This window comes from Solemya velum gill symbiont (assembly GCF_002020255.1).
In the GTDB taxonomy this organism is placed as follows: Bacteria; Pseudomonadota; Gammaproteobacteria; order Chromatiales; family Chromatiaceae.
This window is the reverse complement of sequence record NZ_MPQG01000001.1, coordinates 231,740-250,968: the sequence shown is the minus strand read 5'-3', so window position 1 is coordinate 250,968 and position 19,229 is coordinate 231,740. Positions and strand designations below refer to the sequence as shown.

Annotated in this window: 22 protein-coding genes; 4 read left to right on the top strand and 18 right to left on the bottom strand. The window is 53.3% G+C overall.

Features of this window, described 5'->3' with window-relative positions:
• Positions 1–23 precede the first annotated feature (23 nt).
• Genes BOW06_RS01130 through BOW06_RS01100 form a run of 7 tightly spaced genes read right to left on the bottom strand, consistent with a single transcriptional unit; the run spans position 24 to position 4,139 of the window.
• The gene (locus BOW06_RS01130; RefSeq protein ID WP_043118768.1) at positions 24–824 is read right to left on the bottom strand and encodes an ABC transporter permease; all 801 of its coding nucleotides are present in this window, start codon (positions 822–824) and stop codon (positions 24–26) included.
• Positions 824–1,441 (bottom strand): ABC transporter ATP-binding protein, encoded by a 618-nt coding sequence (locus BOW06_RS01125; protein ID WP_043118200.1) that lies wholly within the window; start codon positions 1,439–1,441, stop codon positions 824–826. The genes BOW06_RS01130 and BOW06_RS01125 overlap by 1 nt, the downstream gene beginning before the upstream one ends.
• Positions 1,434–2,129, bottom strand: a complete 696-nt coding sequence (gene trmB / locus BOW06_RS01120) for a tRNA (guanosine(46)-N7)-methyltransferase TrmB (RefSeq protein ID WP_043118202.1) — start codon at positions 2,127–2,129, stop codon at positions 1,434–1,436. The genes BOW06_RS01125 and trmB overlap by 8 nt, the downstream gene beginning before the upstream one ends.
• Before the next feature lie 26 nt (positions 2,130–2,155).
• Complete coding sequence (locus tag BOW06_RS01115) at positions 2,156–2,488, bottom strand: glutaredoxin family protein (RefSeq protein ID WP_078454382.1); 333 nt, start codon at positions 2,486–2,488, stop codon at positions 2,156–2,158.
• Positions 2,476–2,871 carry a hypothetical protein gene (locus tag BOW06_RS01110; RefSeq protein WP_052132288.1) on the bottom strand — a complete coding sequence of 132 codons (396 nt, stop codon included), beginning with the start codon at positions 2,869–2,871 and terminating at the stop codon, positions 2,476–2,478. The genes BOW06_RS01115 and BOW06_RS01110 overlap by 13 nt, the downstream gene beginning before the upstream one ends.
• Positions 2,872–2,891: 20 nt before the next feature.
• On the bottom strand, positions 2,892–3,830 hold the full coding sequence (locus BOW06_RS01105) for an MBL fold metallo-hydrolase (RefSeq protein ID WP_052132289.1): 939 nt from the start codon (positions 3,828–3,830) through the stop codon (positions 2,892–2,894).
• A 3-nt stretch (positions 3,831–3,833) separates the two neighbouring features.
• Positions 3,834–4,139, bottom strand: a complete 306-nt coding sequence (locus BOW06_RS01100; protein ID WP_043118204.1) for a GIY-YIG nuclease family protein — start codon at positions 4,137–4,139, stop codon at positions 3,834–3,836.
• A gap of 49 nt (positions 4,140–4,188) precedes the next feature.
• Between BOW06_RS01100 and BOW06_RS01095 the strand changes: the two genes are divergently transcribed.
• Complete coding sequence (locus BOW06_RS01095) at positions 4,189–4,401, top strand: SlyX family protein (protein ID WP_043118206.1); 213 nt, start codon at positions 4,189–4,191, stop codon at positions 4,399–4,401.
• A gap of 12 nt (positions 4,402–4,413) precedes the next feature.
• Here the strand turns inward: BOW06_RS01095 and BOW06_RS01090 are convergent, their stop codons facing one another.
• From BOW06_RS01090 to BOW06_RS01065, 7 genes are all read right to left on the bottom strand, one after another.
• Entirely contained in the window at positions 4,414–5,364 is a 951-nt protein-coding gene (locus BOW06_RS01090) for an SH3 domain-containing protein (RefSeq protein ID WP_078454381.1), read from the bottom strand.
• A gap of 177 nt (positions 5,365–5,541) precedes the next feature.
• A complete protein-coding gene (locus BOW06_RS01085; protein ID WP_043118211.1) occupies positions 5,542–6,087 on the bottom strand; it encodes an EF-hand domain-containing protein in 546 nt (181 codons plus the stop codon).
• 190 nt (positions 6,088–6,277) lie between these two features.
• Complete coding sequence (locus BOW06_RS12875) at positions 6,278–6,466, bottom strand: hypothetical protein (RefSeq protein WP_143556176.1); 189 nt, start codon at positions 6,464–6,466, stop codon at positions 6,278–6,280.
• A gap of 50 nt (positions 6,467–6,516) precedes the next feature.
• Positions 6,517–7,710: a ribonucleotide-diphosphate reductase subunit beta gene (locus BOW06_RS01080; protein ID WP_043118773.1), complete on the bottom strand. Its 1,194-nt coding sequence runs from the start codon at positions 7,708–7,710 to the stop codon at positions 6,517–6,519.
• Between the two features lie 18 nt (positions 7,711–7,728).
• On the bottom strand, positions 7,729–10,587 hold the full coding sequence (locus tag BOW06_RS01075; protein ID WP_143556048.1) for a ribonucleoside-diphosphate reductase subunit alpha: 2,859 nt from the start codon (positions 10,585–10,587) through the stop codon (positions 7,729–7,731).
• 422 nt (positions 10,588–11,009) lie between these two features.
• A complete protein-coding gene (locus tag BOW06_RS01070) occupies positions 11,010–11,432 on the bottom strand; it encodes a CopD family protein (protein WP_043118214.1) in 423 nt (140 codons plus the stop codon).
• Between the two features lie 113 nt (positions 11,433–11,545).
• Positions 11,546–12,226, bottom strand: coding sequence for a DUF4126 domain-containing protein (locus tag BOW06_RS01065; protein ID WP_043118216.1), 681 nt, complete (start codon positions 12,224–12,226; stop codon positions 11,546–11,548).
• A gap of 200 nt (positions 12,227–12,426) precedes the next feature.
• Here BOW06_RS01065 and argC point away from each other — a divergent pair, with 200 nt between their 5' ends.
• The 3 genes from argC to erpA all read left to right on the top strand — a co-directional run bounded on the left by argC (position 12,427) and on the right by erpA (position 14,713).
• Entirely contained in the window at positions 12,427–13,452 is a 1,026-nt protein-coding gene (argC, locus tag BOW06_RS01060; RefSeq protein ID WP_043118217.1) for an N-acetyl-gamma-glutamyl-phosphate reductase, read from the top strand.
• Complete coding sequence (locus BOW06_RS01055; RefSeq protein WP_078454380.1) at positions 13,452–14,207, top strand: DUF6776 family protein; 756 nt, start codon at positions 13,452–13,454, stop codon at positions 14,205–14,207. Before argC ends, BOW06_RS01055 begins: the two co-directional genes overlap by 1 nt.
• Positions 14,208–14,356: 149 nt before the next feature.
• Positions 14,357–14,713, top strand: coding sequence for an iron-sulfur cluster insertion protein ErpA (gene erpA / locus BOW06_RS01050; RefSeq protein ID WP_043118220.1), 357 nt, complete (start codon positions 14,357–14,359; stop codon positions 14,711–14,713).
• A 73-nt stretch (positions 14,714–14,786) separates the two neighbouring features.
• Here the strand turns inward: erpA and BOW06_RS01045 are convergent, their stop codons facing one another.
• From BOW06_RS01045 to BOW06_RS01030, 4 genes are all read right to left on the bottom strand, one after another.
• On the bottom strand, positions 14,787–16,136 hold the full coding sequence (locus BOW06_RS01045; RefSeq protein WP_078454379.1) for an FAD-dependent oxidoreductase: 1,350 nt from the start codon (positions 16,134–16,136) through the stop codon (positions 14,787–14,789).
• A 21-nt stretch (positions 16,137–16,157) separates the two neighbouring features.
• Complete coding sequence (locus BOW06_RS01040) at positions 16,158–16,850, bottom strand: c-type cytochrome (RefSeq protein WP_052132290.1); 693 nt, start codon at positions 16,848–16,850, stop codon at positions 16,158–16,160.
• Positions 16,851–16,952: 102 nt separating this feature from the next.
• On the bottom strand, positions 16,953–18,095 hold the full coding sequence (locus BOW06_RS01035; protein WP_143556047.1) for a PQQ-dependent sugar dehydrogenase: 1,143 nt from the start codon (positions 18,093–18,095) through the stop codon (positions 16,953–16,955).
• 9 nt (positions 18,096–18,104) lie between these two features.
• Entirely contained in the window at positions 18,105–19,223 is a 1,119-nt protein-coding gene (locus tag BOW06_RS01030) for an anhydro-N-acetylmuramic acid kinase (RefSeq protein WP_043118222.1), read from the bottom strand.
• Positions 19,224–19,229 lie beyond the last annotated feature (6 nt).

Sequence of the window (19,229 nt, the reverse complement as noted above, 5' to 3'; positions counted from 1 at the left end):
TCAGGCGGAATCCGGATAAAACCTCATTTGGATGTTGTCAGTCGGTCGAGGCGCAGTCGATGACGATCATCGAAGAGTCTCTCTGATCCCAGCCAGATGGCTGCAAGGCTGCCGAGCCCGGTGCCGCCGGCAATCAGGTACATAATCAGCAGCTGGTACTTCGCCGCTTCCAGCGGTTCGACACCGGCAAGTATCTGTCCTGTCATCATACCCGGCAAGCTGACAAGCCCCGCGGCTGCCATGGTATTGATGATAGGGATCATGCCTGAGCGCAGGGCATCACGACGTATTGTACGGATCGCCTCTATTCCACGTCGACCAAGAATCAACTGGGCCTCGATCAGTTCACGTTTTTCCCACGCACTACGGGTCAGGTTATCGAGGCCAACGGCTATGCCTGTCATGGTGTTGCCGAGCAGCATACCAAGTAACGGAATTGCATATTGTGGCTGGTACCAGGGGGTTGGCTGGATCACGATCAGCAACGCGATCAGGGTGACACTGAATGACGAGATCGACATCGCAGTGGCGCCAATGCCGTAGCCCCACCAGCCGCTGAAACGCCGGCGTTGACGCGATAGTACCTCGTATCCCGCAACGCCGAGCATAATGCTGCCAAGCAGTAATACCATCCAGAACGCCTGTTCTGCAAAGATGATTTTCAGCACATAGCCGAGCAGGATCAACTGTACCGCGCTGCGCAGTGCAGCGATAAGAAACTGGCGGCCAACGCCAAGATGCAGGCGCCAGGAGAGAAATGCCATCAGCAGAATCAATGCCGAGGTGATGGCCAGGTCAAATGGAGTCAGGATAATCAGGCTTATCATTTCTCCTCCTGCAGGCTTGCTGCGAGAAGGATTTCTCCATTTCTGATTTCGAAATGACGATCACCAACACGCTGCTGTTGTGACTTGTCGTGCGTAACCCAGATAACGGGTGTTGCATGCGTCTGCTGATATTCACTGATCAGTTTTTCGACAACCAGGGTGTGCTGGGCATCGAGGTTGGCTGTCGGTTCATCGAGAAGCAGTGCGCGAGGTTGATTGGCGAGCAGCCTGATTATTGCAAGGCGCTGTTTTTCCCCGGAAGAGAGGTGTGATACCGGTGATTCAAACAGGGCGGCATCCAGTCCCAGCGAGGAGAGCTCGACAGGTGAGCTTAATGGGAAATGTTCACCGACGTGATCTTCCCACCAGTGACTGACTGCAGGCAGGTATCCGGCCAAGCGTCGCCATTCAAAGGCGGGTGTCAGCGAGCGTTGTGTGTCATTGATCCAGGCATCGCCGGAGGTATCCGGATCGAGATCGATGATTGCACGCAGCAAGCGGCTCTTACCGCTACCCGAAGGGCCGCTGAGAGTGATTGTTTCCGAGCTGGCAAGTGCCATGCTCCATGGCGACTGTAAACCGCTTGAAATTTCTTCGAGTCGAAGTTCAGGCATGCTTGCGGTTAAAAACCAGGTCCCAGACACCATGGCCAAGTCGCTGGCCACGCTGTTCAAACTTGGTCAGCGGACGTTCATCAGGGCGCGCAGAGAATTTACCTTCACCGGCACTGTTGCTGAAATCGGGCGATGCTGACAGCACCTCCATCATCTGCTCGGAATAGTTTTCCCAGTCGGTTGCGGCGTGAAAAAAACCATCGGGTCTGATTACGCGTGCCAATTCCGAGACGAATTCCGGTTTGAGAATACGACGCTTGTGATGGCGTTTCTTGTGCCAGGGATCGGGAAAAAAGAGCATCACACCCTGCAGGCATGCATCAGGCATGGTGTGCATCACCTCGACAGCATCATGCTTGATCAGGCGCAGGTTGGTGAGGCCGAGTTCATCGATCCTGAGAAGCAGGTGGCCAACACCTGGGCCATGTACCTCGACACCGAGATAATTGATTTGCGGGTGATGTTGCGCATAGTGGGCGAGTGACTCGCCATTGCCAAAACCGATCTCCATTACCACCGGATTGTCGTTGCCGAAAATCTGTTGTGGGATGAAAGGCTGTGCGGGATTGAAGTCGATTCCCCATTGCGGCCACAAGGTATCGAAGGCGTGCTGCTGACCTGTGGTCAGGCGTCCCTCGCGTAGCACGTAGCTGCGAATGGCCCTGTGATGTTTTTGCTCTTCAGACATGGGCGCATGATAGACCTAAAACGGTCTTATTGCACAGGTCTGTAAAGCTGGCGAAAGCGCGCCACGCTGAAACCGTCCATGCGTTGTCCGTCTACAAAGATCAACGGTACACCTCGTGCCCTGTAACGCCTGAATCCCTCCATTCCCTCACGTGTTTTCTCCACGTCATACTCGGTAAACGGGATTTGATGGCTGTTGAAGTAGTTTCTTGCCCTTTTACAAATACCGCACCAGCTGGCGCAGTAAAAAATAACCTCTGGTTGTTTTATTGTTCCTCCGGCTGTCGGAGTGGGTGTGACTTGTGCACTCACTGCTGTGGTCAGCAGCAGGAGCAAGGTGGCGACGATCATTTTTGACATGAGATGATCTCCTCCAGTGTTTTCTCAAATTCAGTCGGATTAATTGGTAACTTCAGCACAGTATAGAGTGGATGGATCTCCTTCAGCCTGGGGGCTTGATCGATTTCCGACTTGTCGGCAAACAGAATCACCCTGGTCTCCTTTTGATGTCGCTGCAGAGCGATAAGCAGAACATCGAGATTGCTGATATTGACACCTGCATAGTTGTTCCCATAGCCGTAGATAAATTCGGCGACAAGAATATCCGGTGGCGCTTTTTTGACCAGTTTGAGCGCTTTGCGGATAGAAGTTGCAATCTCCTGCTCAATGCCCAGGCGTTGATACATCGCCGTGAAATTGGGATGGCGGGGCGATTCTATAACCGAGAGCAGCTGGCAGGGCATTGTCTTGTCCGTCTGTTCTATTACTCCCACTCCAGTTCGGAGTAGACCTGCTGGGCATTTCGACCATTCAGGGTCTCGTGGTTTTCCAGGTAACTGTACGCACTCAGGTCAACTTCACTGATGGCATCCATGGTGCCGCCGTTCTCCATGAATTCAGACACCGCGGTACGCACGTATTCGAGGTATCCACGAGTCTCTTTTGTGGCGCGCTCAAGCGTTGTGACCGGGCCATGTCCGGGCACGATGTGCTTTGGTTCGAGTGCGGCGAGTGCATCGAACACCTCGAGCCAACTGCTGCTGGTCGACATCGATCCCACTCCCAGCATGCGCTGTACGTAGATGATATCTCCACTGAAGACGACCTGTTGTGATGGTACCCAGATGAAGGCATCACCCGGTGTGTGTGCAGCGCCTGCGTGGTAGATCTCGATTTTCTCCCCGCCCAGTTCCAGTGTCATCTGCTCATCAAAGGTTTCATCGGCGTAGACTGTCTCGGTGCCTTCGATACCCTCGTCACCAACCAGGATACCTAGTCCGATGAGCTGATCTGTCGAGCGCGCATTCTGATCTTCAACCGCTGCGCTGCTGGCGATCAGGCGGGCGCCGAGTGCCTTGAAGTAGCTGTTGCCCATCCAGCGGTGATCCTGTCCGCCGCTGTTGATGACGATCTTGACCGGTTTGTCGGTGATGCTCTTGATACTGTGGTGGAGCATTTCTGCTCCCTTGTACGTGCCGCCGGAATCGATCAGGATGGCACCTTCGTCGGTGAGGATGAGGCCGAAATTGGCGTTGTTGCCAAGATTCTCTTTATCCCTGTTAGTTGTCGGCCCGATGATCGCATAAATGTTATCGGTGACTTTCACTGTCTGCAGTTTCAGCTCCAGAGGTTCTTCGGCCCATGACAGGGATGTCGTTGCGAGGGCAACGATGGCGGAGAGAAAAAGGCTGCGTAGTTTCATAATTTATTCCTTTGCGGCAAGTGTACCCGGTTCGCTGTCCGGCATCAGTTCGTGGAGCTGGATAGTTCCATCGATTAGTTCCAGTTTCTCTTTTCTGCTCAGTTGCTTGACCCTGTATTCCAGCTTGAGCGCGAGGCCATGCTCACCAACGTGACTGGACCATGCCAGTTCAAACGGGCCACGCCCGCGCAGGTATTTTGCGCCCTTGTTGTTCTTGTGTTTATCGAGGCGATTGTCGATGTCGGTGGTGATGCCTGTGTAGAGGCTGTTGTCACCACATCGAATCAGATAGAGAAACCAGTCAGACATTCGGTATCATAATATGTTTATACGAGTCGGTCACGCAGGGATAACAGGTATGCAAAGTGTTGAGGAGAGAATGGAGCAGCTGGAGACGCAGGTTGCTTTTAACGAAGCAGAGATCAATACCCTGAGCACAAGGCTGATCGAGCAGCAGGGACTGATCGATATGCTGTTGTCGAGACAGAAGCAGTTGATAGAGCAGGTGGAGTCACTTGCGGAAAAGAGCGATACAGCAGGCGCAGGGGTTGAGCTTCCACCGCATTACTGATCCTTCAATCTGTTACTTTATCTCGTCGAGTGGCAGGCAGGCGTAGTCTGGTGCCTGCAGGCTGCCGGCAAGAGCGATTTCGAGAGCAGAACTCTGAATGTTGCTTCCCTGCCTTGCCGTGATGGTTTTGAGGTAGATATCGTCGCACTTGTTGCCATAGTAGTGCAGATCGATTTCATACGGCTCCTCATCTGACAACGCTTCCTGGTTGTGTGTTTCGGAAGCAACGAGAAGTCTTCCCCCCATGCGCATAAAACGTGCAACAGTTGAATCGATACTCTGTGAAATATCCGGTTCTACACCGCTGGCATGTCTCAATACCACGCGGCAGGAGGTGACTTTTTCCTGTTCACCGAAATAGTCGGCGATTACTTGCCCATTGGCGCTGTTTGTCGTGATACGAACCAGCGGGATGGAGCCCGAATTCACTTTTTCGGCTATCGCGGTCTGGTAGGAGGCAAACATGATATGTGCAGCCGAAACAAATTTTCCTGCTGCCTGCTTCTCTTCCAGTAGTGCTTTGGTGCACAGGTTTTTGGTTATTTCAACCAGGTAGTCAGGAGTGGAGAGGGCGGCCAGGTTTGTCCTGGTTTTATTGATTGTATCCGGAGGTGTTTCTGCATCAAGAGTCGCCCTGATTGCTGCAATCTCTTCGAGGGTTGGCAAGCCGTTGTCTTTTGCCTTGCATGCCGAACTCTCTTTCATCTTTTCGAGATAGCGGTCATACACGTAGGCACTGCCATCCTCGAAATCGATTTTGCACCAGCCTTTTGAACAGCTTTCAGCCCTGATGCACTTGGTGTCGGCAGCAAGTACACCTGCCTTCTCTGCACTGGTACTCGCTGTTTTGCGGACATTGAGGGTGTCGGTGAGCGCAATTCCCGTGACACGGTAATAGGCTTCAGCCATAACCGTGGAAGTGGTTAGCAGCAGAATTGTCAGAATGAGTGTGAGGCTTCTCATTGCTTTGTGTGGCTTATTGATAATCAGTCTCTATCGCCGTTCCGGCAAGATATGTCATAGTGCCGACAAGAGGTGTTGTCGGGGAAACGGCGCTCAGTGTAAACAATTCCGTCTGTTGGTGAAAGTCCCGCAACCTGCGGGGATCGCAACATCCTTGTTGCTAACTGCAGGTTCTGGCTATTTAGCGTGTCGTTCAGCCTTGTGCTGTGCAAATTCCTCGGGGCTGATCATGCCATCCTTGTTGGTATCGATATCCTCGAATGCAGGCGGTTGCATGTGCCTGCCTTTGCCCTTGTGATGCTTGCAGTAGGGATGACGTCCGGAGCCCTGTCCCATCATTGGGCCGCGCATCGCACGCCTGCTCTCGCGCATGGCACGTCTCTCCTCACGCATGGCCTCGTGCATGGCGCGTCTTTTCGCACGGTGTGCTTCCATTGCGGCTTTCATTTCATCAGAACTGAGTTCTCCATCGGAGTCGGTGTCCATGTCAGCGAACATCGGTGCTTGCCCCATATTTTTCATACGACGGCCCATGCTCACCATCTTTTCAATGCGAGCTGCACGGCCGGTGTCGAACTCTTCTTCCGAGATGGTTCCACTCTTATCTGTGTCGAACTTTTCTATCATGTTCATTTTCTCGCCCATGGGGCCCTTGCACGCAAATGTTGCGCCGGAGGCCACGATTGCCGAGGTGACAAGAAGGGTAATCAGGCTTTTTTTCATCTTTTTCTCCTGGATAGATGTAAAAGGGTTCAGCAATTTTGAGTGTTCGCTGGCTCAACAGTTCAATTCAAACTGAACTGGTGAGATTGCGGGAAGATAATGCGGAACAGGTGGACTGTTTTCGTTTGAGTATGAGCGGAAAAAAATGACGGGGCCCCGGGTGACTCCGGCCCCGCCCAATCCCCACGGCCTACCTGTAAACGCGCGACTTACCGGTGGTCATCAGTGACTGATGCATCGATCGACTGGTAATCATCCGGAGTCTTGTTACCATCTGCCTTTGCCCGCAAACCGGGCACTGGTAGCGAACCTGTTCCGTGTTGTGTTCCTGGATAGATTCCGCAATCAGCATGGCGTTGTGGCAATGTGTACAGTGCATAACTGCTCTCCCGTTATCCGGGCAGGGTTATCCCCGGCCCGCGTGGTGTATTAATCCCAGTTCAGAGCGCCACCGGTCTGGTACTCGGTAACACGTGTCTCGAAGAAATTTTTCTCCTTGCGCATATTCGCCTGTTCGTCGAGCCACGGCAGGGTGTTCTCTGCGCCCGGAAAGGGTTCGTCGAGTTGCAGTGAGCGTGCACGGCGGTTGGCGATAAAACGGAACTGGGCGATATGATCTTCAGACGAGTAGCCGAGGATCGGATCAGGCAGCAGGTAGTTTGCATAGCCCTGCTCGCACGCTTCCGCCTCTTCCCACATCTCCCTGATGGCGTTTTTATCCAGTGTCAGATTCTCTTCCTTGATGATGGTCTTGGCGACACGGATACCGAACGAGGCATGCATCACCTCGTCACGCATGATGTACTGCAGCTGTTCGGCAGTGCCCTTCATCAGGCCACGGCGCTGCAGTGCAAATATCGGGCTGAAGCCGTTGTAGAACCAGCAGCCTTCGAAGATACCTGCAAAAAAGATGTACGCCATGACGAAGTTATGTAGCTCATCGGGATCACGCAGATCGATGTCGGCGCGCAGCACAGAATCGAGGCGACGGTTGGCGACCTGGATCTTGGCATTGATTTCCGGCACGACGCGATAGCGGTTGTAGATCTCGCCCTGGTCGAGCCCGATGGTCTCGATACAGTGCTGGTAGGTCCAGGTATGCAGTGACTCTTCATAGACCTGGCGTGCCTGGTAGATCTGCAGTTCGGGGGCGGTCATCTTCTCCATTACCGCGAGGCCGATGTTGCGCATCGCGAGAATGTCGGAGGTGGTCAGGTAGGAGAGCACGTTCTCGAAAACATGGCGCTCCTCGAGCGTCAGCTTGTGATGGTAATCGTGCACATCCTGCGCCATGTTGATGTCGAGTGGCGTCCAGTGGTTCTTGTTGGCGTTGAGAAAGTAGTCCCAGGCCCATGGGTACTTGAAGGGTGCCAGCTGGTTGACGTCACCTTCACCATTGATGACGCGCTTGTCTTCCGCACGCACCGGTTTTTGCCCGAGGGCGATATTGGCGCTCGGGTCGAGTGTGTCTGTCGCACTGGCCTTCGGCTTTCCCGCTGGTTTGGCAGTTTCTGCTGCAGAGCCAACTGCAGCCTCCGGTTTGTTATCAACAGCAGGCGCTGTTTTTTGTGTTTCGGTAACTACCGGCTTTTGCGTCGAGAGTGGATCATCCCAGTTAAGCATCATCTATCTCCTTTATTGTTATTGGCAGGCTTCACAATCTGGATCGAGAATCGAACACACTTTCGGCGCTTCCTGTGGGCTCGCCTGGGTTTCGCCATCCCTGCCTGCATCCGAGGTCTTTTCGACACCGGTGGCGCCCATGGAACGCAGGTAGTAGGTGGTTTTCAAGCCACGAACCCATGCCAGCTTGTAGAGGTTGTCGAGCTTTTTGCCGGACGGTTCCGCCATGTAGAGATTGAGGCTCTGTGCCTGGTCAATCCACTTCTGGCGACGTGAACCCGCCTCGATCAGCCAGCGTGCATCCATTTCGAAAGCCGTGGCATAGAGGGCCTTGACGTCATCCGGAATGCGGTCAATCTCCTGGGTTGAGCCATCGTAGTACTTGAGGTCGTTAACCATTACTTCATCCCACAAACCAAGCTCCTTGAGATCCTTGACCATGTAGGGATTGATAACGGTGAACTCACCAGAGAGGTTCGATTTAACGAACAGGTTCTGGTAGGTCGGCTCGATCGACTGGCTGACACCGCAGATGTTTGAAATGGTCGCGGTCGGTGCGATCGCCATGGTGTTGGAGTTGCGCATGCCGACACGCTTGACCTGCTCACGCAGGCTGTCCCAGTCCAGCGTGGTGCCTTCATCCACCTGCAGGTACTGTTCGCCACGGTGCTTTTTCATTGCGATCAGTGAATCATACGGCAGTATGCCCTGGCTCCACAGTGAGCCTTCAAAGCTGTTGTACTTGCCGCGCTCTGCAGCAAGATCACTGGATGCCTTGATGGCATAGTAGGAGACAGCTTCCATCGAGGTGTCTGCGAACTGGACTGCATCATCCGACGAGTAGGGGATACGCATTTTGTAGAGTGCATCCTGGAATCCCATGATGCCCATACCGACAGGACGATGACGCAGGTTTGAGTTGCGTGCCTGCGGAACCGAGTAGTAGTTGTACTCGATGACGTTGTCTAGCATGCGCATCGCGGTGGTGATGGTTTTCTCCAGCTTTGCCATGTCGAGACCTGTATCAGTGGTGTGCTGGGTCAGGTTGACGGAACCCAGGTTGCACACGGCAATTTCCTGGTCATTGGTGTGCAGCGTGATCTCTGTGCAGAGATTTGAGCTGTGCACCATGCCTGCATGCTGGTTGGTATAACGCAGGTTGCACGGGTCCTTGAAAGTGACCCATGGATGGCCTGTCTCGAACAGCATGCCGAGCATCTTGCGCCACAGGTCATTGGCCTTGAGAGTGCGCGAGATCTTGATCTCGCCATTCGCTGCTTTCTCTTCGTAAGCGGTGTAGGCCTGTTCGAATTCGAGACCGGTAAGGTCATGCAGATCGGGCGTTTCATTCGGGGAGAAGAGTGTCCAGTCGCCATCTTCGGCAACACGCTTCATGAAAAGATCAGGAATCCAGTTGGCAGTGTTCATGTCGTGCGTACGGCGACGTTCGTCACCGGTATTTTTACGCAGCTCGAGGAAGTCCTCGATATCGATGTGCCAGGTCTCCAGGTAGGCACATACGGCGCCTTTGCGCTTGCCGCCCTGGTTAACTGCGACGGCAGTGTCGTTGGTTACCTTGAGAAAGGGCACAACGCCCTGGGATTTGCCATTAGTGCCCTTGATATGGGAACCAAGACCACGTACGCGGCTCCAGTCGTTGCCGAGTCCGCCGGCAAATTTCGACAGCAGGGCGTTGTCCTTGATCGAGCCGTAGATTCCATCGAGATGGTCTGGAACCGTTGTCAGGTAGCAGCTGGAGAGCTGTGGACGCAGGGTGCCGGAGTTGAACAGTGTTGGCGTCGAACTCATGAAATCGAAGCTGGAAAGCAGTCTGTAGAATTCTATTGCACGCTCTTCACGGTCAATTTCGTTGATCGCAAGCCCCATCGCAACACGCATAAAGAATGCCTGTGGCAATTCAAAACGTGTGCCGTCTTCGTCATGGATGAAGTAGCGGTCGAAGAGCGTCTGCAGGCCGAGATAAGTGAACTGCAGGTCGCGGGTCGCATCCAGTGCGGCGGTAATTTTTTCCAGGTCATACTGGTTCAGACGCGGATCGATCAGCTCAAGCTCAATAGCCTTGTTGAGATAGCTTTTGAAATAGTCGCCGTAGACATCCGCCATCTCTTCCTGGGTTGCGATGGCCGTGTTCATCTCGAGGAAGCCAAGTGCTTCACGGCGCATGTTGTCGAGCAGCAGGCGTGCGGCGACCTTGGAGTAATTCGGTTCACTTTCGATCAAGGTGCGTGCGGTCATGACCAGGGTTGTTCCAACGTCTTTTTCCTTTACACCATCGAAAAGGTTGCGACAGGTTCCGTCGATGATTTTCTGGCTGTCAACATCCTCAAGGCCCTTGCATGCCTCGTTGACCAGCGCTGTCAGCCGGACATGGTCGATCGGTGCCTTGGTGCCGTCCGCGAGCGTCACATCAACGATGTGTTTATCATCGATGAGGCCTTCTTCACTATCATCCTCTGCACGTTTTTTCTTCTGCTCTTCACGATAGAGGACGTAGGCGCGTGCGACCTTGTGTTCGCCGCTGCGCATCAATGCCAGTTCGACCTGATCCTGGATATCTTCGATATGCAGGGTATCGCTGTCACTGCGACGGGTCAGGACTTCGACGACCTGGTCAGTCAGTTCTGCAACTGTCTGGTGGATACGCGAAGAAGTTGCCGCATTGCCGCCTTCGACGGCAAGGAATGCCTTGGTCATTGCAACAGTGATTTTTGACGGGTCGAAACTGGTCTGTTTTCTGTTACGTCGAATGACGTAGAGTCCGTTATCTTGTGAAATCTGTTCTGGTTCTGCTAAATCTGCGACTGGCGCGGTTGCAGTCGTCTTGGAAGCCGTGTCGGCTGACATGGTCGATGCCATTATTTCTCTCTCCAGTCAGGAAAAGTTGTCTGTTTTGTTATCCAGTGGCACAATCTTGTGCGAACCGCTATTGTGCGGTTTTCGATCTCGAGCTGATCAGGCGCCTTTATTGTCCTGTGCCGCTTGCCGGTGAAGGATTTGCAGCATCTTGTGGATCCCTGTGGAAAGCTTGGCGTCTGGGCGATCAGTGGAATGCACTAAAAACAATATATACGCATTTTCCTGAGTGTCAACCACAACATCTTGTGTTTGGGTGGTGATTTACTGGTGAATGAGGTGTGGAAAGCTTGTGGATAAACTGGTGCAGAAAAGGCGCAAAAGCGCGTGGTTGCGCGCTTGTCGCTGTGCATGAACTGAAGCGCCTGAGCGGGGGATAAAAAGGAAAAAATATTTTTCCTTTAGTTCACTGAAACGAGAGGGAATCAGAAAGGTTTTAGACCAGCCAGCAGAACGATAGCGAGCAGGAAAATGACCGGGATTTCATTAAACCAGCGGTACCAGGTATGGCTGCGACTGTTGTTGTCTTCGGCAAATTGCTTGACGATTTGTCCACACCAGAAGTGATAACCGACCAGGCCTGCTATCAAGACCAGCTTGAGGTGCAACCATCCCATGGATGAATAGGCAGCCCAGGCATAATCAACCAGCATCCAGATACCAAAGGCGATATTGAGAATCATCCAGGGTGTGATGAATTTGTAGAGTTTGCGTTCCATCAGCTTGAACTGCTCGCTGGTGGCCCGATCTTCGATCATGGCGTGATTGACAAAAATACGTGGCAGGTAAAAAAGCCCTGCAAACCAGGCGACCATGAAAAAGAGATGGAAAGATTTAAGCCACAACATGGGTCATTTATTCAGAGTAGTTTGGAACTGGCTGAAAGTATCGGCGTAAATGGGCGTTGAGTAAAGTGGAGGGAGATAATTTTAAATCTCCTTTCAAATATGACTGATCCCGGTCAGGGTTCATCTGCACTTTTTGACTCAAGTCGCCTGGCGATCTCCTCGTTGCCGGGTGCTGATTCAGGTTCAGGAGCCTCCTTGTTTTTGAACCAGCCACGGATTTTGGCAGCTATACGCTTGATCGCACGCCAGATTTTCGGCAACAGCCAGATTGCCAGCAGTATGAACAGAATCAGTGCGGCAATAAACAGCACGGGGTAATTAAGCGCTGTCCAGAGTCCACCAACCACGGCGATATCTTCGGTCACCGAGGCGGTCCAGTTGGTAACGGGTTCAGGTGACGTATTGATAACCAGGCGCGAACCGGCCTTGGTGAAGTGGCTGGTTGCGGCAACGCTGCCGCCAAGCAGCAGGGCGCCGAACTCGGCAGCCTGGTTCATATCGAGACCACCGGCCGCACCTGCGGCAATCATTGCACCTGCCGGGATACGGATGAAAGTGTGTATCGCATCCCAGCCGCTATCGACGCCTGGTGTCTTGTCTGCAACGAATTCGACGAAATACATCAGTGCGGCAATGCCCATGACAAGCGGATCCTGCAGCACCTCGAGGGCAGGTGGCAGCGTCGTATAGCCGGTCGAGCCCATGTATCCCAGTACAAGAACTGCGGCGTAGAGGTTAATGCCGGAGGCCCAGGCAGCGCCGAGCATCAGCGCTATGGCGTCAATGATTTCCATGTGATTTTCTCTTCGGGTATCACTTTATCTGACTTCTATATGCGATGGTGAGTTCATCATGCAATCAGTTTGCAGCCGACTGAGGCAAGTTACAAGTTCTGCTGCGAAGTGGGAGGATGTTGTATGAATCCTTTTACCAATGCTTTTCAGGCGGTTTGGTGTATTATTAGCCGCTTGCAGGTAAGTACAAGACAGGAAACATGATCAAGATAGGTATAGTTGGTGGCACAGGTTACACAGGCGTTGAGTTGTTGCGCTTGTTGGCCATGCATCCGCAGGCGGATTTGCAGGTCATTACTTCAAGAGGTGAGGCTGGCCGCCCCGTGGCTGATCTATTTCCCAGCCTGCGCGGGCATATCGATCTCGCGTTCAGTGAGCCGGATGATGATGCCCTGAAGGCATGCGACCTGGTTTTTTTCGCCACTCCAAACGGTACGGCGATGAAGTCAGCACCAGTCCTGCTTGCAGCCAATACCCGTGTCATTGACCTGGCAGCCGATTTTCGTATTAGCGATCAGGCAGTGTGGGAACAGTGGTACGGCATGACGCATGCATCTCCCGAACTACTGCCAGATGCAGTTTATGGTTTACCGGAGATTAATCGTGAGTCGATTCGTGGTGCCATGCTGGTTGCCAATCCCGGCTGTTATCCAACTGCTACCATCCTTGGCTATCTGCCTCTTGCACAGAAAGGGCTGATTGAAGGCCCGTTGATTGCAGACTGCAAATCGGGCGTCAGTGGCGCCGGCCGTGGTGCCAATGTCGGCACCCTGATGGCGGAATGCGGTGAGAGCTTCAAGGCGTATGCGGTTGCTGGTCACCGTCATCTTCCCGAAATTCGGCAGGTACTCGGAAGCATCATGGGTGGTGAGCCCGCCATGACGTTTACCCCCCATTTGCTGCCGATGATTCGCGGAATACATGCCACGCTCTACAGCCAGGTAACGTCAGATACTGATCTTCAGGCGCTCTACGAGGATTTCTATGCGGACGAGCCTTTCGTCGACGTTCTGCCCTATGGCTGTCATCCGGAGACGCGCAGTGTGAGAGGTGTAAATCGCTGCCAGATTGCGGTTCATCGTCCACAGGGTGGTGATACAGTGGTTGCGCTCTCGGTGATAGATAACCTGGTCAAGGGTGCTGCCGGTCAGGCTGTGCATAATATGAACCTGATGTTCGGACTGGATGAGAGCATGGGGCTTGACCATGTTGCGCTGGCACCCTGATGGAAAAACCGGTTAAGAAAAAGGCAAGACGGGTATCCATGCCGAGTGCCAACATGATCTCGAAAATTGCTATTTCAGTCGCATTTGTCGCGATTGTGTGGCTTTTCTGGTCCATGGGTGAAGAGGTGAATGTCGGCGGAAAGGATATTGTTATCCGTGACCGTGCGCAGGCCGTGGAAGTTGTTGGCGAACTGCAGAAAACTCTCGAACAGGTTACCAGGGAGCGTGACACCTATCGTCAGCAGGTCATCATGATGGAGCGTTCGTTCCAGATTGATCGTGAAGTCGCAAAAACCTTGCGCGAGGAGCTCAAGGCGCTTCAGTCTGAACGGCATAAATGGACAGAAGAGACGGCCCTGGTCAAAAAGTTGTTGAGCGACAATACGATTGATACTGCGCTGGACATCAAGTCAATTGAGGTTGTGCCCAGCGAGATTATTGGTGAATACCATTTCGAGATTGCTGTCAGCCGTCTTCCTGATTCCGACAAACCGGTCAAGGCCGAGCTGCACTACGAATTGATTGGAAATGAGTCCGGTCTCGAGAGGCGCTACCTGTCGAGCGATGTCGATCTCAAGGCAAAAGAGGGCTACCAGCTGGAATTTCGCACTCTTGAGCGGGTGCAGGGCCATTTTATGCACCCCCCAGCATTTGAGTTGGAGAAGATCCGCTTTTTTATCGAGGGCAAGGGCGATAAAATACAGGGTGCTGAAAAGGATTTTGTGCCGACAGTGGCAGAGACTGCGATGAATTGACGGCATTTGCGTCAATACCCGTAGAGTTAGAAAGCGATTTATAGAAAAATCTTGACTAAAATAGTAGGAAAAGCCATATTGGCGCTATCGTATGCCCCGGTCTATTACCGGAAGCAGCTTTTCATACAATGATTTAAGGTGTAGTAACAATGTCACAAGTGGAAGTACAGGCAGAAGAGGCTCCGCTCGAATTTACTTCGGCGGCGGCAAGCAAGGTGGCCCAGTTGATAGAGGAAGAGGGTAATGCCGAGCTGATGCTGCGCATCTATGTGCAGGGCGGCGGTTGTTCCGGTTTTCAGTACGGTTTTACTTTTGATGAGACCGTCAACGAAGGCGATACAGCAGTTGAAACAGATGGCGTCAAACTTCTGATTGACCCGATGAGCCTGCAGTACCTGATGGGTGCCGAGGTTGATTACACCGAAGGGCTTCAGGGTGCACAGTTTGTTATCCGTAATCCGAATGCAACCACAACCTGTGGCTGCGGCTCCTCGTTTTCGACCTGAGCCGGACGCTTCGTCCCGAATAGAAAAACGCCGGTTGTGACCGGCGTATTTTTTGTGGGGCCTTCGGGGGTCACTAACTGTAGAACATATCCCTGAACATCCCTTCCGCCCACGCAAGACCGGCCTGTCCCGAGCGCTCACTCCATTTCTCCATTAGGTGAACACGGTCAAACGCAAAGCTTTTCTCATGTTCGTCGAACTTGTAAAACGCGATGATACTCATGGACTCTAGCGGGTCTGTTTTGACGCCGGAGAAGCACATGGTTTGCGGGCTGCGCCAGGCGATCTCCTCACCCCTGGCATGCGCGACAATCACCTCCGCGACATACTTGGCCTCGGAGTGGGCAGTGTTACCGCTCTTGGAAAACGGCTGCGAACGTGAATCCCCTGTGACATAGACGTGTTCATCATCCAGCAGGTGGTACTTGTAAGGATCGATAGCAGCCTCTTTCTGAGGTGATGCGGGGTCGGCAAGCCCGAAATTTTCCAGCACCCTGGAAGCCCTGATCGGCGGGTAGATCACGGCGTCGTCGAACTGGTAGTTATCAAATTCTGTTTCGATTTCATGATCTTCGAGGAGAATGTCTGTTATGCCAGCACTGGATTCATACTCGATAATGTCCGCATAGTATTCCGAGAATGCGCGCCTGAAGCCTTCGCTCTTGATACGAATATCGTTATTGCCGTCGAGCAGGAGGATCTTTCCCTTGACCCCGCGCTGTTTCATCATGGCTGCTGCCATGCAAGCCCTCTCGTAGGGGGCCGCCATGCAACGATAGTTGCCGGTGGGAACAGTCATCAACAGTGTCCCGCCGTTGAAATTTTCAATCTTGTGCTTGATTGCCATGACTTCGGATGCGCTGTTGAAACCAGCCGGGTAGTGCATGCGCAGTTGCTGTTCGACCTCGGGATCTTCAACCCCGATGTGTGCATAGTCATAGTCGATACCGGGTGCCATAACGAGGTAATCGTAAGCGATAGCACCCTCGGTGGTGTACAGTGTCTTGCCTGCCCGGTCGAGATCGATGGCCGTGGCGCTGATGAAGATATAGCCGTTGTTCTTCGCTGCATCGACATAGCTATGCGTGAGGAATTCGAGGTTAACCTGGTTTGCAATCCATGCGTTGCTGATAGGGCAGGAGACAAACTGCTCTCTCTTGTCCAGTAACACCACGTCAAAATCGCTGGCGAATTTCTTCAGGTATTTGGCCATGGTCAATCCCGACCAGCCTGCGCCAACGATCACCACGCGTGGTCCTTTTTTGGCTGGCAAGGAAGCAGGAGAAGAGAGATTGCTTCCGATAGCCGGTGCTTTAATAGCCTGGTCCATCTCGCTGGCATGGCTGCCAGGAGCAGCAACCGAGGCTGCAGCCAATGCGGCCGATGTTTGTAAAAATTTACGCCGGTTGATTTTTTGACTCATGTTCCAATCTCACCCCTGCTATCAATAGAAATCTGTGTTGCGCCAATTGGCTGAAGGTGCCTTTTCCCCCTCGGGAACCTCGATCCAGGAAACATAATTGACAATCATCATCAGCTCTTCCGGGCTTAACTGGTCGACGCCCCCTTTCATTACAGGGTCAACGCTACGCAGCTCTTTCCTGATCAGGTCGATCTGACGCAGTACATAGGGGTAATGTTGCCCGTAAAGCTTTGGGGTTCTGGTTTTGTCATTCCCTCCTCCTTCAGCACCATGACAAGAAGCACAGTGTTTCTGGTAGAGTTGCTCTCCCTGCTTGTATTCATCGGAGAAATCACTGAAAGGCCCCTGCTTGTGCCGCGGATGCATTGGCATCCTGGTGATGTAGGTGACGACATCGACCAGTGACTGGTAACCGCCGATGGTGCGTTCCTGCACAAAGGGGTACATGATGGAGTTCTCCCTGTGGCCATCACGAATATCGAGCAGCTGCTTGAGCAATACTTGCTGATGCTGCCCGGCAATCTGGGGATAAGCACCGTCGCTACTACCCCAGCCTTCCGGTAAATGACATGACGCGCAGGTTTCATAGACATTCCGTCCATTATTCAGATCGGGAGTGAATGTCAGTTCGACAGTCATCGTCTCTTCAGCAATCAAGCCAGACGAGAACAGGGCGGTCGCTAACAGAACCGCACCCCTATGAAATAGCCACATCTTGTTAATCCTCAATAAATCCGGGTGCACCCCGTCAGCATACAATTATTTTGTCTTCAGGTGTCGGAGTTGCCAGTGCTGAATCTGATGTTTTGCGCTCTTTTATTCGGGAGTCATACGATAGAGGCCTCCGTCGCCTGCATCGGTCAGGAACCAGATGGCACCCTCAGGCCCTTCGCGAACATCGCGAATACGGCCGTATGCACCTTTCAGTATTCTCTCTTCAGCCGTGATGCTGTCGTTGTCGCGCTTGAGTCGGCTGATGAGTTGATACTTGAGTGCGCCAACAAAGATGTCTCCTTTCCACTCAGGCCAGAGCCTGCCTGAGTAGATCATCATGCCTGACGGAGCAATCGAAGGGTCCCAGTAGTGGGCCGGCTGTTGCATGCCCGGCTTGTGTGTACCTTCGCCAATCTTCAGTCCGGTGTAGTGGGTGCCGTAGGAGATGATGGGCCAGCCGTAGTTTTTCCCTGCCTCGGGACGATTGATTTCGTCACCTCCTTTTGCGCCATGCTCTACGGTCCACAGGGCGCCGGTTTGCGGGTCTAGTGCTGCTCCCTGCGGATTGCGATGTCCATAGGACCAATTTTCTGCAGCGCCAGGCTTGTTGCTCCAGGGGTTATCACCAGGGGTTGTTCCGTCGCGTGCGATGCGAATCACCTTGCCGATATTGTTATTGATGTTCTGGGCCTTGTTTGCTTTACCGCGATCGCCCAGCGTGATCCACAAATTGCCATCCTCTGCTTCAACGATACGTGAGCCATAGTGATGACTGGTGCTTTCAGCCGGAGCCTGGCGGAAGATGACGCGTAGATTCTCGAGACGATCACCCTGTTCGTCAAGACGGGCGACAGCGACAGCAGTGCGGCTTTTTCCGTTGACCGGTTCGGAATAACTCAGGAATACTTCCCGGCTGGTGCTGAAATTGCGTGCTGCCACGACATCGAGCAGCCCCCCCTGACCGCGGGCATGTACACCGGGTACGCCCATGACCTTGATTCGGGCGCCATCGCTGAGGAGATGCCACAGGGTTCCACCCCTTTCAGTCACCAGTTTTGCGCCTCCGGGCAGAAAGGTGACAGCCCAAGGATGCGAAAAGGGACCTGTGATGCGTTCAACACGCACCTTTCCAGCGGAAGTCTGCTGGATATCGCCGTTCTGATTTGAAGTCGACTCAGCCGTGCAGGCAGATGCGAGTAAAACTGCCAGTGAGGTGGTCAAGGCAGTCGTAATGGATTTCCTCATGCGTTAGCCTCATACAGGGTAAATGCAACCCAGTGGAACGGACTTGCTGGCTCCGGTGACTTCGGTGAGGTTGCCGTTGAGTCCGTTGACTGTTCGATGGGCGAGCCACGCGAAGGCGGCAGCCTCAACCCAGTCAGGATCGATTCCGAGTTCCGCTGTTGTGCCTGTTTTCAATTCCGGGAGCCTTGCCTGGAGACGCTGCATCAGTGTGTTGTTATGAGCACCTCCACCACACACAAGCAGGCGTTCTGCAGTGGGGGCATGTGCAGTGACTGCCTGCGTGATTGTGACAAGAGTGAGTTCCAGCAGGGTAGCCTGGATATCTTCAGGTGAGAGTTCCTTGACCAGGTCGTCGCCTCGTTGCTCCAGCCACGTGAGGTTAAACTCTTCGGTACCGGTGCTTTTCGGGGGTGCCTGGTTGAAGTATGGCTCGTCGGCCAGCATGGAGAGGAGTTTTTCTGACGGATTTCCACTTGCTGCCCAGTCGCCATTGTTATCGTAGGGTTCCATCCTGGTGCGAAAGATCCAGTCATCCATTAGCCTGTTGCCGGGTCCTGAATCGAATCCGGTCACGGGTATAGAGGCGTCCTTTGGCAGTATTGTCAGGTTGGCGATTCCGCCTATGTTGACGATAACACGCGTTTCATCAGGTGAGCTCAATACAGCCTTGTGGAATGCCGGTGCAAGAGGGGCTCCCTGTCCCCCGACGGCCATGTCACGGCGTCGGAAATCGGCAACGGTAGTGATGCCGGTCTTGGCTGCAATACGGTTTGCGTCACCAATCTGCAGCGTAAAGGGGTGCTGGTTGTGCGGGCGGTGGCGCACGGTCTGCCCGTGAGAGCCAATTGCCCTGATCTGTTCTGTTGGAATGTTCGCCTTGTTGAGAAGTGCAATGACTGATTCGGCGAGTACGTCTCCTGCCCAGGCATCAGCCTCACCAAGTCGGTCGATTTCATTCTCACCGGGCAGGGCAAGCGCTTCCAGCTGCTGGTGCAATGGTGTGGGCCACTCGTGGCTGTGGGTCTTGAGGAGCTCAAGATCCTCATTCTCATCGATGCTGACAAGTGCGGCATCGATGCCGTCCATGCTGGTGCCGGACATCAGGCCTATATAGAGTGATGCCGGCATTGGTCC

Bases quoted from the DNA above. Each gene is read 5' to 3' on its own strand.
- BOW06_RS01030 (WP_043118222.1), bottom strand. From the start codon at position 19,223: ATGCCGGCATCACTCTATATAGGCCTGATGTCCGGCACCAGCATGGAC.
- BOW06_RS01040 (WP_052132290.1), bottom strand. From the start codon at position 16,850: ATGTGGCTATTTCATAGGGGTGCGGTTCTGTTAGCGACCGCCCTGTTC.
- BOW06_RS01075 (WP_143556048.1), bottom strand. From the start codon at position 10,587: ATGGCATCGACCATGTCAGCCGACACGGCTTCCAAGACGACTGCAACC.
- BOW06_RS01045 (WP_078454379.1), bottom strand. From the start codon at position 16,136: ATGAGTCAAAAAATCAACCGGCGTAAATTTTTACAAACATCGGCCGCA.
- argC (WP_043118217.1), top strand. From the start codon at position 12,427: ATGATCAAGATAGGTATAGTTGGTGGCACAGGTTACACAGGCGTTGAG.
- BOW06_RS01105 (WP_052132289.1), bottom strand. From the start codon at position 3,830: ATGAAACTACGCAGCCTTTTTCTCTCCGCCATCGTTGCCCTCGCAACG.
- trmB (WP_043118202.1), bottom strand. From the start codon at position 2,129: ATGTCTGAAGAGCAAAAACATCACAGGGCCATTCGCAGCTACGTGCTA.
- BOW06_RS01110 (WP_052132288.1), bottom strand. From the start codon at position 2,871: ATGCCCTGCCAGCTGCTCTCGGTTATAGAATCGCCCCGCCATCCCAAT.
- BOW06_RS01055 (WP_078454380.1), top strand. From the start codon at position 13,452: ATGGAAAAACCGGTTAAGAAAAAGGCAAGACGGGTATCCATGCCGAGT.
- BOW06_RS01070 (WP_043118214.1), bottom strand. From the start codon at position 11,432: ATGTTGTGGCTTAAATCTTTCCATCTCTTTTTCATGGTCGCCTGGTTT.
- BOW06_RS01035 (WP_143556047.1), bottom strand. From the start codon at position 18,095: ATGAGGAAATCCATTACGACTGCCTTGACCACCTCACTGGCAGTTTTA.
- BOW06_RS01125 (WP_043118200.1), bottom strand. From the start codon at position 1,441: ATGCCTGAACTTCGACTCGAAGAAATTTCAAGCGGTTTACAGTCGCCA.
- BOW06_RS01085 (WP_043118211.1), bottom strand. From the start codon at position 6,087: ATGAAAAAAAGCCTGATTACCCTTCTTGTCACCTCGGCAATCGTGGCC.
- BOW06_RS01090 (WP_078454381.1), bottom strand. From the start codon at position 5,364: ATGAGAAGCCTCACACTCATTCTGACAATTCTGCTGCTAACCACTTCC.
- erpA (WP_043118220.1), top strand. From the start codon at position 14,357: ATGTCACAAGTGGAAGTACAGGCAGAAGAGGCTCCGCTCGAATTTACT.
- BOW06_RS01080 (WP_043118773.1), bottom strand. From the start codon at position 7,710: ATGCTTAACTGGGATGATCCACTCTCGACGCAAAAGCCGGTAGTTACC.
- BOW06_RS12875 (WP_143556176.1), bottom strand. From the start codon at position 6,466: ATGCACTGTACACATTGCCACAACGCCATGCTGATTGCGGAATCTATC.
- BOW06_RS01115 (WP_078454382.1), bottom strand. From the start codon at position 2,488: ATGTCAAAAATGATCGTCGCCACCTTGCTCCTGCTGCTGACCACAGCA.
- BOW06_RS01100 (WP_043118204.1), bottom strand. From the start codon at position 4,139: ATGTCTGACTGGTTTCTCTATCTGATTCGATGTGGTGACAACAGCCTC.
- BOW06_RS01095 (WP_043118206.1), top strand. From the start codon at position 4,189: ATGCAAAGTGTTGAGGAGAGAATGGAGCAGCTGGAGACGCAGGTTGCT.
- BOW06_RS01065 (WP_043118216.1), bottom strand. From the start codon at position 12,226: ATGGAAATCATTGACGCCATAGCGCTGATGCTCGGCGCTGCCTGGGCC.